The organism is Methylobacterium sp. J-048, from assembly GCF_022829515.1.
GTDB lineage: Bacteria > Pseudomonadota > Alphaproteobacteria > Rhizobiales > Beijerinckiaceae > Methylobacterium.
Genome location: NZ_JAKSYL010000051.1, coordinates 1 through 13,693, shown reverse-complemented (window position 1 = coordinate 13,693; position 13,693 = coordinate 1). Strand labels below are relative to the sequence as shown.

General features: G+C 63.5%; 9 protein-coding genes and 1 pseudogene. 9 read left to right on the top strand and 1 reads right to left on the bottom strand.

Features of this window, described 5'->3' with window-relative positions:
- Positions 1-790 precede the first annotated feature (790 nt).
- From MKL09_RS02415 to MKL09_RS02375, 9 genes are all read left to right on the top strand, one after another.
- Positions 791-1,003, top strand: a complete 213-nt coding sequence (locus MKL09_RS02415) for an NAD-dependent epimerase/dehydratase family protein (RefSeq protein WP_244017623.1) — start codon at positions 791-793, stop codon at positions 1,001-1,003.
- A gap of 60 nt (positions 1,004-1,063) precedes the next feature.
- Positions 1,064-2,206, top strand: a complete 1,143-nt coding sequence (locus MKL09_RS02410) for a glycosyltransferase (RefSeq protein WP_244017622.1) — start codon at positions 1,064-1,066, stop codon at positions 2,204-2,206.
- 60 nt (positions 2,207-2,266) lie between these two features.
- Entirely contained in the window at positions 2,267-3,697 is a 1,431-nt protein-coding gene (locus tag MKL09_RS02405; protein WP_244017620.1) for a mannose-1-phosphate guanylyltransferase/mannose-6-phosphate isomerase, read from the top strand.
- Positions 3,698-4,374: 677 nt separating this feature from the next.
- Positions 4,375-5,721 carry an NAD(P)-binding protein gene (locus tag MKL09_RS02400; RefSeq protein ID WP_244017618.1) on the top strand — a complete coding sequence of 449 codons (1,347 nt, stop codon included), beginning with the start codon at positions 4,375-4,377 and terminating at the stop codon, positions 5,719-5,721.
- A 422-nt stretch (positions 5,722-6,143) separates the two neighbouring features.
- Complete coding sequence (locus MKL09_RS02395; protein WP_244017616.1) at positions 6,144-7,160, top strand: glycosyltransferase family 2 protein; 1,017 nt, start codon at positions 6,144-6,146, stop codon at positions 7,158-7,160.
- 196 nt (positions 7,161-7,356) lie between these two features.
- Complete coding sequence (locus MKL09_RS02390) at positions 7,357-8,433, top strand: glycosyltransferase family 4 protein (RefSeq protein WP_244017614.1); 1,077 nt, start codon at positions 7,357-7,359, stop codon at positions 8,431-8,433.
- A 189-nt stretch (positions 8,434-8,622) separates the two neighbouring features.
- Positions 8,623-10,038: a lipopolysaccharide biosynthesis protein gene (locus MKL09_RS02385; protein WP_244017612.1), complete on the top strand. Its 1,416-nt coding sequence runs from the start codon at positions 8,623-8,625 to the stop codon at positions 10,036-10,038.
- Positions 10,039-10,305: 267 nt separating this feature from the next.
- Positions 10,306-11,712: a polysaccharide biosynthesis/export family protein gene (locus MKL09_RS02380; RefSeq protein ID WP_279605643.1), complete on the top strand. Its 1,407-nt coding sequence runs from the start codon at positions 10,306-10,308 to the stop codon at positions 11,710-11,712.
- 83 nt (positions 11,713-11,795) lie between these two features.
- Positions 11,796-13,235 carry a hypothetical protein gene (locus MKL09_RS02375; RefSeq protein WP_244017608.1) on the top strand — a complete coding sequence of 480 codons (1,440 nt, stop codon included), beginning with the start codon at positions 11,796-11,798 and terminating at the stop codon, positions 13,233-13,235.
- Between the two features lie 155 nt (positions 13,236-13,390).
- Here MKL09_RS02375 and MKL09_RS02370 read toward each other — a convergent pair.
- Positions 13,391-13,693: pseudogene (locus tag MKL09_RS02370) on the bottom strand (integrase core domain-containing protein); the annotation flags it as partial.

Sequence of the window (13,693 nt, the reverse complement as noted above, 5' to 3'; positions counted from 1 at the left end):
CAGTCCAGCCGCAGACCCCGCGCCACGAACGGCGTCTCCGGCAAAACCGCCTCCGCCACCGCCTCAGCCGCCTCGCTCACCTGACCCGCAAGCTGCTCAGCCACATCAGACATCTCAACCCTATGGTGCGGCGCAGAAGCGAGGTGGGAAGTGGGTGGGCCGGCCTCGCGCAACATGGGCTCGCTTCCTGAGGGGGTGATGACGAGGAGATAGTTAACAGCTTGTTAATAGCCTCTATCTAGCGAATTATTGACCCGTCCACAAGCTGGGCTATATGGACATTAACAGTCTAAGTTGAGTTCAATTTACGCGGCTATGTAATGTAGCTGCGTGTATTGGGTCCTGCCGAGATGCCGGTGGAGACGAGGCGATGCTGTCGGGAGCTCGGTTTTGGACGGCGGCGGTATAGTGTCGGTATAGGCAGAGGCTATGTATCGGCGGCTTTTTCTTTGGTGCGGTGCACGCAAGATCGATATCCACCGTCACGTTTGCCGCTGCACTCTATCGAAGACCTCAGGCCTCGTTCGCGATCAGCTTGCGGCGCTGTTCAGGGGCCGACAGGGGTGACCGATCGGTCGCAGGGGTGGAAACTACGCAGGCGGCCGATGGGAGATGCGTCCGGTCTGCGTCTGCGAAATCTCCGCTGCGTGCGGCGTCCAGCAGGCGCGCCGGCATCCCGCAGGGCTGGTTTCGGGTGAGCGGCGAAGACGGACGGCTGCTATGACGTGACGCGCTATGGGCGGCCGAGGCGATCACATCGGTCGGCTCACAGGGAAAGGGAGACGCTGTGATGGCGGTTCTGGTGACGGGCGCTTCCGGGTGTATCGGCCGCCCCATGCTTCTTACGCTGCTGGACGCGGGTCACGAGGAGATCGTGGCGCGCGACGACCGCTCCACCGGCTTCGATTGGGCCGTGCCCGCAGGCGTCAAGCGGGTGGTCTGTGAAGTTGCCGACCTGGCGCTGGGCTGGGAGGATAAACTCGGTACGCGCAATCGGATCTGAACGGCGCTAAATCGTGCTAATACAGGCCACAAGATATGAATCCTGGCAGAGGCTGGCTGAATGAGAGTTGCAATCGTTCATTATTGGCTTGTCGGCATGCGCGGCGGTGAGAAGGTTGTTGAAGCGCTCTGCAAGATGTACCCGCAGGCCGACATTTTTACCCACGCCTATTCGCCAGACTCCATATCGCCTGTCATCAAAGCCCATCGCATCCAGACCTCGTTCATCGGCCGGCTTCCGTTCTCGGCGACGCGCTACAAATCCTATCTTCCGCTCATGCCGATGGCCCTCGAGCAGCTCGACCTGCGCGGGTACGATCTCGTGATCAGCAGCGAGTCCGGCCCGGCGAAGGGAATCATCCCGCCCTCGAACTCCACCCACATCTGTTATTGCCATTCCCCGATGCGCTATGTCTGGAACATGTTCCACGATTATCGTGAGCGGACGGGGCTCCTGAACCGGCTCCTGATGCCGCCGGCGGCGCATTACATCCGGAACTGGGACGCGATCTCGGCGAGCCGCGTCCACGAATTCGTGGCGAATTCCGCGACCGTCGCGCGGCGGATCGAGACCTATTATCGGCGCCGCGCCACCGTCATCTATCCCCCGGTCGATACCGATGCGTTCGGCGCCGTGCCGGAGCATGAGATCGGCGCCTATCACCTGATGGTCGGCGAGTTGGTCCGCTACAAGCGGCCGGAACTGGCCATCGAGGCGTTCAACCGCCTGGAGAAGCCCCTGGTGGTGATCGGGGGCGGGGAGATGCTGCGCGAACTGCGCAGCCTGGCCGGGCCGCATGTCAAGATGCTCGGTCCCCAGCCCTTCTCGGTGCTAAAACATCATTATGCCCGCTGTCAGGCCCTGATCTTCCCCGGCGAGGAGGATTTCGGGATCGTGCCCGTGGAGGCTATGGCGAGCGGACGGCCGGTGATCGCCTACGGTAAGGGCGGCGCGACCGAGACGGTGCAGGAAGGGATGACCGGGACGTTCTTCCACGAGCAGTCGGTGGACGCGCTGATCGACGCCATCGCGCGGTGCAAGGCGATCGCGCCGAAGCCCGGCGACCTGATCGGCCGGGCCGCCGAGTTCAGCGTCGAGCGCTTCACCGGCGCGATGACGCAGTTCATCGACGGTGTCCTCGAGCGCGAGGATTACGGTCACCGCCCCGCGATGGCCGGAGGACAGCTGGATCTGTTGAATTGAGCTTGCGCGGTTTGAATTGTTTTGAAGTCGAAAAGACTTTCGTACGAAAGATTGATTGTGATGCCTGAGCCTATCGATACGGTCTATCCCATCATCCTGTGCGGGGGCACCGGTACGCGCCTGTGGCCGGCCTCGCGCGAGAGCATGCCCAAACAGTTCGCCCGGCTGGTCGATGCGCAGCGCTCGACCTTCCAGGCGAGCCTGGAGCGGGTCGCGGACCTGGCCGTGTTCGCCAAGCCGACCGTGATCGCCTCCGCGGAAGCCCGGTTCATCGTCGCCGAGCAATGCGGCCAGCTCGGGCTCACCGCCGACATCCTGCTCGAGCCGCAAGGCCGCGACAGCGCCGCCGCCGTTGCGGTGGCCGCGCTGCACGCCGCCGCCACCGACCCGCAGGCGGTGGTGCTGATCATGGCCGCCGACCACGTCCTGCCCGACACCCAGGCCTTCGTGGATGCCGTGAAGGCCGCCGCGATCGGCGCCCGCGCCGGCTACACGATGACGCTCGGCATCGAGCCGACCCGCCCGGCCTCGGATTACGGCTACATCCGCCGCGGCGCCCCGATCCCCGAGGCCCCCGGCGCCGCCCGGGTGGAGAAGTTCGTCGAGAAGCCGGATCGCGCCGGCGCCGAGGTGCTGATCACGGATGGCGCGCTGTGGAACTCGGGCTACTTCCTGTTCCGGGCCGACCTGATGCTGGCCGAGCTCGAAGCCTTCGTGCCGGACGTCCTCGCCGCCGCCCGCGCCGCCTACGAGGCCGCGGTGACCGACCTCGACTTCGTGCGCCTGGATGGTGAAGCCTTCGCCAGGGCGCCAAAAATCTCGATCGACTACGCGGTGATGGAGCGGACCGCCCGGGCGGGTGTGCTGCCGGTGTCGTTCCCGTGGTCGGATGTCGGGACCTGGGACGCGGTCTGGCAGGTGCTGGACCACGATGCCGAGGGCAACGCGGTCCGGGGCCGGGTCTCTTTGATCGGGACGAAGAACAGCCTGGTCCACAGCCAGGGCGACGGCCTGACCGCGGTGGTCGGGTTAGAGGACGTGGTCGTGGTGTCCACGCCCGACGCGGTGCTGGTGGCCTCGAAAGCGCGCTCGGGCGAGGTCAAGCAGTTGGTCAACGCCCTGCGGGCGTCCGGCGAGCCGGAGGCGGACGCGCATCTGCGGATGTACCGGCCGTGGGGCTGGTACCAGCGGATCGACATCGGCGAGCGCTTCCAGGTGAAGCGGATTCAGGTGGTGCCGGGGGGGCGCCTGTCGCTGCAGAAGCACTATCACCGTGCCGAGCATTGGGTGGTGGTGCGCGGTACCGCCGAGGTGACGGTCGACGACCGGGTCGTGCTGGTTCACGAGAACGAGGCGGTGTACCTGCCGATCGGGTCGATGCACCGGCTGAATAACCCGGGCAAGATCCCGCTGGAGCTGATCGAGGTCCAGGTCGGCTCCTATACCGGCGAGGACGACATCATCCGGGTCGAGGATATCTACGGCCGCTGATCTGGGCGCGCCGTTGTCGTGAGCGGCTGCGCGCAGGGGCAGGGCACCATGGCCCATCCGAGCCGTGCCCGGATGCGACAGCACGGGGCACGGCTTTCGTGCCTCTTGCGGTTTCGTCGTGTCCGGATTTGCTCCGGCTCGTTTGACAGGTCCTCCCCATTCTTGACCTGAGGCGCCCGCGCCAGCGGCACGTGCAGGCGTTCCCCGGCAGTCTCGGCGTTCCCCGAAAGCCCCCTGCGAGGCTGCTGCGCAGCGCCTCGGCGCCAGTCCGCGCTGTGCCGCCGGAGCCAGATCCACGTTCGGCTGTTCCCATCGCAAGAGATTGCGAGATACCGACGCGCTCGGCGTCGGTTCCTCCGCACGGATAGGCCGAGATCGCGTCCGCTCGCAGCGCCGGAAACGGATAGCGCGCGCGGATGCGGTATGCGCGGCCCCTCCCTCGCAGGGCATGTATCCGTGCGCGGAAATAAAATCATCTCCGCTTAGGCGCACAGATTTACCGACCTGGCTCGGATGCGATACGAGTGTCCCACGAATCACGATTTGTAATGGAAAATATCGGCGATGGGACAAATAGAAAATTCAACGTCGGCGTTGTTCTGCGCGGGATCGTGCTGACGTTCTCGCTTTTCTTGTGATGAAGAATTGTTGTTCCGATCGGCGGGTTGAGACGAGACATGGTTGAGCAGGCAGCCTTAACGATCGAGCCCCCGGCATCAACTGAAAATTTCGATGCTGTCGTTCTCGGTGCCGGTATCAGCGGCCTCGTATCAGCCGCGGTACTCCATGATCAGGGGTATCGGCGCGTTATCGTCATCGAGGAATTCGATAAATATGGCGGCAATCATATCGATTGTGCTATTGGCCCCTACACGTTCGATATCGGAAGTTTTATATTTCAGGATGATTCGCCGTTGCTGGCGCATTTTCCGGAGATGCTGCCCCTCTACGTTCCCATCGATCCGACCTGGGGGAAGCTGACGCCGCAGGGCGCCGTTGCAGGCTATCCCCTGTCGATCAAGGACGACATCTTGCGCTCCGGCTTGTGGGGCTGCACCAGGATCGGGCTTTCCGTCCTGTATGCGCGGATATTCCGGTCCAAGATCGGGAATGCGCGCGATTTCGCGCGTTACTGGATCGGCGACTATCTGCTGAAACGGTCGGGGCTGGAAAGTTACATGACGCGCTTCTTCGGCATCGCCGCCGAGAAGGTCGACCTAGATTTTGCCGAGAAGCGGATGCTCTGGATCAAGGAGCATTCTTCCCCCAGAGCGATGCTTCGGCACCTGCGTCCGCATAAATCGGCTGCGCCGACCAACCGCCAACTCGCCCGGCCGCGATCAGGCTACGACGATCTATACGCGGTCGCAGCCGAGAAACTGGGCAGACGGGGCACGGTCTTCCGGCTCGGTTGCGAGGTCTCGAAGATCCGAAAAGTCGGGTCGACGTTTCACCTCGACGCTGCGGGACGGACGATGACCGCCGGGCGGCTTGTGTCGACGATTCCGATCAATCGGGCGCTCGATATCTGCGGGCTGGATGTCGATGACAATCTCTCGTCCGTGACGCTGATCAGCTTGTTTTTCAGCTTCGTCGGCAAGAAAGGGTTTGACTGCTCGGTTCTGTACAACTTCTCGCATAACGGGTTCTGGAAGCGCCTGACAATGTATTCCGATTTTTACGGCAAGTCCGATGGGCGCGAATATTTCGGCGTGGAGGTCATCGCATCTCAGGCCGGGGACAGCCTGGAGATCGCGGAGCGGGATTTCCGGTCGCATGTCGCGCACAACCACCTGTTCGACGGTGACCTGCGGCTCGAGGGCGCTCGTTTCGTTCCGAATGCCTATCCGATCTACGTCAACAATGCGCAGGAACGGGTCGCGGTGGCGCTGACGCGACTGCGCAGTTTCGGGGTCGAGTCGTTCGGACGACAGGGTGGGTTCGACTATCAGCCGACGGCTCGCGTTTCGACGCAGAACGCCGAAGCGCACCTGCGGCGCCAGCCCGAGACGAAAGCCTCCTGACGCCGGGGAATCGTCACGAACTCGGGCTGCCGCGATCCCAGCCCCGATCATCCGGCAAGCCCATGAGGGTTGGCGTATTGAATTGGTTGCGTGTGCACAGTCATGCACAACCGTGAGCTTAGAATCAGCTGACACGAAAAATTGAAGCCTGCCGTTATCAGAGATAAAGGTGTGAATTTATCAATTCATTCGTTGTATCGGCTATCCGCACGAGTGGATTTTACCGGGCGATGGATGTACATCGCGGCTTGAGAGCCGTACCCGGGCGTTTTGCGCACGGTCGCGTCTCCGGGGTCTTGGGGTGGCGCGATTCCTTTCGCAGGCCGGCTTCCGCTCGGAATATGGGCGTCGAAGCCGCACAGCGTAAGGCAGGCCCGAGCGAGCCTAGTCTGTGGGAGCGCGAGACGGAGTAGGCGTTAGTCGTGGAGAGGGAGCCGAGGATCGCCGTCGTCATCACGTGTTTCAATTATGAAACTTACGTAGGCCAGGCGATCCGGAGCGTCGTCGGCCAGAATGCGGCCGATTGCGAACTCGTGGTGATCGACGACGGATCCACCGACCGGTCCTGGGACGTCATCCAGCAGACGGGTGTTCGCGCCTACCGGATCACCAATAGCGGACAGCGGTCGGCGTGCCTGTACGGTCTCGGTCAGACCCGCGCGCCGTTCGTCCTGTTCCTCGATGCCGATGACGAGTTGCGGCCCGGCGCACTCGACCGGATCCTCCAGGCCCTCGACCCCGGCGTCGCAAAGGTCCAGTTCTGCCTGACTTGCGTCGATGCGACCGGGCAGGTCATCGCCGAGCGCTACCCGGCGCTCGAAGCTTTCCGCAGCCAGGACAGGGTCACCGACGAGATCCTGCGCTCGGGCGTCTACCAGACGCCGCCGACCTCGGGAAATGTGTTCCGGCGGGATGTCTGTGAGATCTTGCATCAATGTGAGTACGACAATGCGGTCGATGGGGTCATCCTGCTCATCGCGCCGTTTATGGGGGATGTCGTCAGTATTTCCGAGAGCCTCGGCTTGTACCGGGTCCACGGGCGGAACGATTCGGGACTGGGGCGTGCCCCGCAGGCCGTGACCTTCGAGCGCGATCTGCGGCGTTTTCAATTGCGGTTGGCGCATCTGCGCAAGCTAGTGGGGCGCCTGCGGCCCGGGGCGGCTTTGATCGAACCCGAGCAGACCTACTATTTTCGGTTGATGGAATTTTCCGCCGCGCTCGTCCGCGGCTCCCGATACGGGGCGCGCGCCTTCCTGCAATTGCTCCGGGCCATCCTGACGGAGCCGCGCCCATGGAAGTGGAAGGTCGCGAACACGCTGTTCTTCGTGGTGGTGTTCCTCGCACCCCTGCGCCAGGCACAAGCGCTTCTCGCGTTTCGGTTCTCGGTCGGGGGACGGTCGGCGCGACAATTTCTGCGTGCCGCCAATGCCTCGCAATAGAAGCGGATGCGCTTGAGGTTCGCCCGGTATCTCTTTTATCCAGGGAAAATGCACGCGATACGTAGTTAAATGACCCGGGATGATTTGTATCAACCTTCGGGATTGATTAGGGTCGTGCTTCGCATAAGCGTCTAATGTTACGATCTTTCGGATGTAATGTTGGGCCGTTGTCAGGCGAAGCGAGCGTTGGTGTAACGTGCGAATCCTGCATCTTCTCAATCATACCCGGCGGATGAACGGGCATGTTCATGCGGCGATCGATCTGGCCTGCGCCCAGGTCGAGCTTGGCCACACGGTCGCGATGGCGAGCCAAGGCGGCGATTTCGACGCCCTTCTTCAGAGGAATGGCATCGAGACCTTCGTCGTCGATCACGAGCGCCGCCCTGGTCCGGTTCTGAAATCCATGGTCGGGCTCACCACGTTGCTGAGGCGCTGGAGGCCGGACGTCGTCCATGCCCATATGATGACGAGCGCGGTTCTCGCTTGGCCGGCCTGCAAGCTGACCCGCGTTGCGCTGGTCACGACGGTGCACAACGAGTTCGAGAAGGGGGCGATCTTGATGGGGCTGGGCAACCGCGTCATCGCGGTGAGTGCCGCCGTGGCCAAATCCATGCAGAAGCGCGGCATTTCGGCCGCGCGCATCGACGTCGTGCTGAACGGGACCATCGGCTCCGCCAGGATGACCGGCCGCTCTGAGGTCCCGAAAGCGCTCGATCACCCTGCAATCGTGTTCGTGGGCGGCCTCCATCCCCGCAAGGGCTTGCCCGATCTGCTCCAGGCATTCGACGCGGTCCACGCGCAGCACCCGGCCGTGCGGCTCTATGTGGTCGGTGACGGGCCGACGCTGCATACCTATGCCCAGATGGCCCGGGAGATGGCGTCCGCCGCCGCGATTTCCTTCACCGGCCCGCAGGACGATCCCTATCCGTGGATGCTGGGCGCCGACATCTTCGTGCTTCCCTCCCATGCCGATCCGGCGCCCCTCGTGCTCTCAGAGGCGCGGGAGGCGGGGTGTGCGGTGATTGCCACGCGGGTCGATGGGATTCCGGAGCTTCTGGGCCAGGGCGTATCGGGGATCCTCGTGCCGCCGAGGGCCCCGGACAAGATCGCGGACGCGCTCCGGATGCTGGTGACCGATCCCAGCCAGTTGCAGGCGTGGCGTGCCAAGAGCCAGAGCGATATCGACAACCTGCGGATCGAGCGCGTGGCGAATGAGACCATCGCGGTCTACGGCCGTGCGGTCGGACGCAGGGCCAAGCGTTCCGCAGCGTGACGCGGCGGGACCGGCGCTTTTGCTCCACGGCGTTATTCAGCCTGGGTCACGCTGTGTGTCCGGTTAATAGGCTGGACAGCGCTCATCATCGCCGTATTGCCCTTATCCGGGTTCTATCTCACGGATAAAGACGTCACGCTTCGGGTCGGTCGCGATCCCGCTGAATGTCGTTTCCCGCAGGATCCGTTCATGCTTACCGTCAAGACCCTGCGCGGCGCCGTCTGGAGTGTCGCGGCGCGTACCTCATCGCGCGTGATCGACCTCGTAACGCTGCTCGTCCTCGCGCGACTTCTGACACCGGCCGATTTCGGCCTCACGGCCATCGCGGTGTCGCTGATCTCGATCGTCGAGATGGTTCTCGAAGTGCCTCTGGTGCAGGCCCTGATGCGCCTGCCGCGCATCGAGAAATCGCATCTCGACACCGCTTTCACCCTGGGCTTGCTGCGTGGCGGGGTGATCGCGATTCTGATGATGCTCGCCGCCTGGCCGGTCGCGCACATCTACGACGATTCGCGGCTCATTGCGCTCATCCTCGTCCTCGCGCTGGGGCCGATCGCGCGGAGCCTCGCCAGCCCCGCGATGGTGCACTTCTTCCGTGATCTCAATTTCCGCGTCTCGTTCGTCACGGCATTTTCCGGAAAGATCATCGCGGCCCTGATCTCCGTGGCGACGCTGTATGCCGGAGGCGGTTATTGGGCGCTCGTGATCAACCCCGTCGTCTCGATCTGGATACCCACGATCTTGTCCTACGTGCTGGCTCCGTACAGGCCGAAGCTCTCGCTCGAAAAGCTGCGCGCCTTCTCGGCGTTCACGGGCTGGTTCACCTCGGCGCAGATCCTGACCGCGTTCAGCTGGCAATACGACCGCATCTTCCTCGGGTACAACGTCGAAAAGGCGGTTCTGGGCCGGTACAGCCTGGCCAGCGATTTCTCGGTCATGCCGACCGAAAGCCTGATCGGTCCGGCCATGCGCCCAGTCATGGCCGCCTTCGCCACGATGGCCGACGACCGGAGGCGTCTGGGTCTTTCGTTCCTGAAGGCGGCACGCCTGACGATGTTCATCGCCTTGCCGGCGGGAATCGGGATCGCGCTGACGTCGGATCAGATCATCACTGTCATTCTCGGCAGCCAATGGAGTTCCGCAGCTGTATATCTGCGTTGGCTATCCCTGGCGATCATGTTCACGGCCTATTACCAGCCAGTATATTCACTGTGCCTTGCCATCGATAGGCCAAATTTGTTGGTGCAGATCAACATATTCGAGGTTGCATCGAAGATCCCGTTGATGACGGCGGCATTTTACGAGGGCGGTCTGCTGCTGATGCTGTATGCGCGTGTCCTGGCCGCCGTCGCCCTTCTGCTCGTCAGCGCCGTTTATGCGCGCCGTGTGCTCGGAATCGGTATCGCAGTGCAGATGCGCAATCTCTGGCAGGTCAGCCTGTCCTGCATCGCGATGGCGGTCGCCGTGTTCACCCTGCAGGAGGCGTTGCAGCGCGTTGAGATCGGGGCGCTCGCACAACTTTCTGCAATGATATTATGTGGTGCGGTGGTCTATGCGGCGTCGATGCACATATGCGGCTTTCGATTGCACTCCCTGCGACAATAACGTCGCGGCACGCATGGCGATCATGACGGGCGCCCGACAGAGATCTACCGTCGCCAGCCCCCGATGCTCGGGAGTTGTTTTCTTGTCATGACGACGAGTTTTTAACGTGTTTCGACGGTCTGATAGTTGCGTAAACTGCGGCGCGGGTTGAGTGCGGGCTGATATCGTATAAAGTAACATCCAGCGACGCATGGCGGCTCCGTGCTCGAATAGCGGGATGGAGCCTAAGTATTTTGCCGGAGTTCGGTTTCGGTTCGGGAGATTTGAATGTCTTGGCGGCAGATTGCTGCATCGTGCGCGTTCGTGGTTGCCAGCGTTCTCGCAGCACCGGCTGCCGAAACCCCGGGTCGATACCTGCTTGGCCCCCAGGATCGGTTGACCATTCGCGTCTACGATCTGCGGCGCAATACCGGCGAAGCGTATTCGTGGACCGCCCTCAACGGCGAATTCTCCGTGGCGGCGGACGGCACAGTGTCGCTGCCTCTGATCGGCCAGATCAAGGCGGCCGGCGGGACACCGACCGATCTGGCCGAGGCGATCGGAACCTCGTTGAAGCAGGCGGCCGATCTCGCGGAAACGCCGGCGGCCTCGGTCGAAGTCGCCAAATACCGGCCCTATTACATCACCGGTGCTGTGCAGCAGCCTGGCAAATTCGAGTATCAGCCAGGCTTGACCGTTCTCCAGGCTGTCAGCACCGCGGAGGGGCTCCTGCGCGGGTCGGATCCGCGGGCGATCCGGAAGGAGATGGTGACGACCCGCGGCGAGTTGCGGACGCTCGTCACGGAGCGGATCGCGCTGGCGGCCAAGCAGGCGCGGCTCGACGCGGAGATCGCCAGCGCAGATGCCGTTACCTTCGGCGAGGATCTGAAGGGAGCCCTCGACAAGGCGCGGGCCGATCAGGCCATGCGCGGCGAGCAGCTCCTGTTCGAGACGCGGCGCAACTCGGTCAAGGCGGAGATCGCTGCGATCGAGCAATCGATGACCAGCTTCCGCGCGGAGATCAGCGCCCTTGAGAACAAGTCCAAGTCGCTCGATCGCCAGATCGAACTGAGCCGGGGCGAATTGAACCTCGTCAATGACCTCGTCGCCAAGGGGCTCACGATCACGCCGCGGAAACTGGCCGCCGAGCAAAGCCAGGCCGCGTTCGAGAGTAATCGACTGGACGTTCAGGTCGCGATGCTGCGCGCCCAGCAGAGCCTGACCCGGGCCGAGCGCGACATCATCGAGCTCCGATCCCGGTTCCGCCGCGACGCCCTGGCTGACGCGGCGGATACGCGCCTCAAGCTCGCGCAGAACGACGAGAAGACGCTGACCGCAGGACGGCTCTCGGCGGATGCCGAGTCGCAGGCGCTCGGCAGCGGCGAGGACGGCGCCGAGATGCTGACCCCGCGCTATGAAGTCACCCGCAGGGTCGGCGACCGGTCCAACACCTGGCTCGCGCAGGAGGATGCCCAGGTCGAGCCCGGCGATGTCGTCCGGGTCATCCTCGTCCGGAACCAGAACGGCAAGTCCGGCGAAACGCCGCAAGGTCCTGCGCCGCAAATTCCTTCACCGCAAGTCTCCGTGCCACAAGTCTCCGCGCCGCGCCGGCCGTCCGAGGGCGGCAACGTTAGCCGCGCCGGGCCGGCCTCCGCAGATGCCGTGCGCCGGGCTGCGGAAAGTGCGGATCGGTAGGGCGCGGTTGAAATGGATCCGGGATCGTTCGCGGCAATCTGCAGCCCTCGGCTGAATCGATCTTACCTCGAGGCAAGCGGATCATGAGCTTCGAGCCGATCGGCGCCATCACGATCGTCGTCGGGCTGTTCTGTCTGCTGTTCGGCACCCGCTCGACGGTCGTGGCGTTTGTCGTGTTCTGCACGCTCGGGTCCGCCGCCGCGCTGCTGCTCGGCGGCGCCAACATTCAGCCGGCACACCTGTTTCTGGTCTTCCTAGCCATCTCGACGCTGTTCTGGCGGAAAACATCCATCGCGATGTTGGAGGCACTCAAGATCACCGAGCCCGGCTTCTGGCTTCTCTGCCTTGTCCTGTACGGTGTGCTGAGCAGCTATGTCATGCCGCGGCTGTTCGCCGATGCGACTTATATTATCCCGCTCGGCACGTCGGAGCATCTGAGTACCACTGACGGCGCCGTGCCGCTGGGACCAGTCTCCAGCAACCTGACTCAGCCGATCTATCTGATCGGCGACCTCGTCTGCTTCCTCATGATCACGACCATTGGATCGACGCGAAGGGGCCTCGAAACGCTCGCCACCGCCTTGATCGCCTATGCGGCCACCAATATCGCCTTCGGCATCCTCGACTTGGTTACGAGCGCGACCGGCACCCAGGAGGCGCTGCAATTCATCCGGAACGCCCAATACACGTTCCACGATGAGGAAACGGTCGGCACGATGCGGCGGATCATCGGCTCCTGGCCGGAAGCCTCGGCTTTCGCCAGCATGACGCTGGGGGCGCTCGGCTTCACCGGCATGCTGTGGCTCTGCGGACGCAAGCCGCTCATCACCGGGCCCCTGGCGCTGCTCTCGCTGCTGTTCGTGGTGATCTCGACCTCGTCGACCGGGCTGGTCGGCTCGGTGGTCGTGCTGGGGCTCCTCTACGTCACGGCGCTGCTGCGGTGCAGCATGCGCCCGCAGGATCGCTTCAGCGCCGCGACGGTCGTCCTCGGGCCGCTGCTCCTCTGCCTGATCGTGCTGCTGGCGCTGGTCACCGAGGGCGTCGCGGAGAGGATCTACGAATATGTCGACACGCTGATTTTAAGCAAGGCGCAGACCGAGTCGGGCGTCCAGCGCTCGTACTGGAATGCGCTCGCCCTTCGGAACTTCTTCGATTCGTGGGGTCTCGGGGTCGGCCTCGGGACGAACCGGACCTCCAGCTTTCCGCTGGCGGTGCTTTCGAATGTCGGCGTTCCGGGCGCGATCTTCTACCTGTTGTTCATCGCGACGGTGTTCGGCGTCCGCCGGGGCGAGTCTCGGAGCTTTCCGAGCGACGTGCGCGCAGCGTCTCGGATCGCCTGCCTGTCCCTGCTGACCGGGAGCATCGTCGCCGGGCCCACGGTCGACCAGAGCCTGTTGTTCTACGTCTTCGCCGGCGTCGCATCCGCCTGGCCGGAACGCGAGCGGCGCCCCGCCGCGCAGGCTGCAGCAGGACTCATCCCCGATCCGCTCGCCCTGGCCTCGATGCGATCTGCGTTGCGGTAGCGATCAGGCGTCGATGGGACCGGGCAGCGACCGGCGTGCCGTCCTGCATGGGCATCCACGGATGGTGCCTGTGGGCGGACGACGGCATCCACGTTCGTTTCGAGCAGAGCGAGTGCCCAGTTGATCGGCCCCCACAGGGTGGTCCAAGGTTAAAGTTAGTGCGCGGTAGGCCGCTCCACTACGGGTAGCTTGGCCGGCGGAGCTGGTCGGGCGAGCGCAGCCGGCCAAGCGGTGAAGGCTGGCAGGAACACTTCTGGTGCCGGCGGCCGGGAGCCTAGTGAGGCGAGCGGGCGTACGGTGTCGTAGTGACGTATCCAGCTTCCGATCACGATCTGCGCCCCCTTGAGTGTGTAGAAGATCTCCCCGGTGAGCACTTAGTCCCGCAGGCGCGCGTTGATGCCTTCGACGTAGCACTTCCTCACGGGATAGCCCGTAGTCACGTGGACGATGTTGGTCTC

Coding starts and splice junctions, on each gene's coding strand:
- MKL09_RS02415 (WP_244017623.1), top strand. CDS start 791: ATGGCGGTTCTGGTGACGGGCGCTTCCGGGTGTATCGGCCGCCCCATG.
- MKL09_RS02410 (WP_244017622.1), top strand. CDS start 1,064: ATGAGAGTTGCAATCGTTCATTATTGGCTTGTCGGCATGCGCGGCGGT.
- MKL09_RS02405 (WP_244017620.1), top strand. CDS start 2,267: ATGCCTGAGCCTATCGATACGGTCTATCCCATCATCCTGTGCGGGGGC.
- MKL09_RS02400 (WP_244017618.1), top strand. CDS start 4,375: ATGGTTGAGCAGGCAGCCTTAACGATCGAGCCCCCGGCATCAACTGAA.
- MKL09_RS02385 (WP_244017612.1), top strand. CDS start 8,623: ATGCTTACCGTCAAGACCCTGCGCGGCGCCGTCTGGAGTGTCGCGGCG.
- MKL09_RS02380 (WP_279605643.1), top strand. CDS start 10,306: ATGTCTTGGCGGCAGATTGCTGCATCGTGCGCGTTCGTGGTTGCCAGC.
- MKL09_RS02375 (WP_244017608.1), top strand. CDS start 11,796: ATGAGCTTCGAGCCGATCGGCGCCATCACGATCGTCGTCGGGCTGTTC.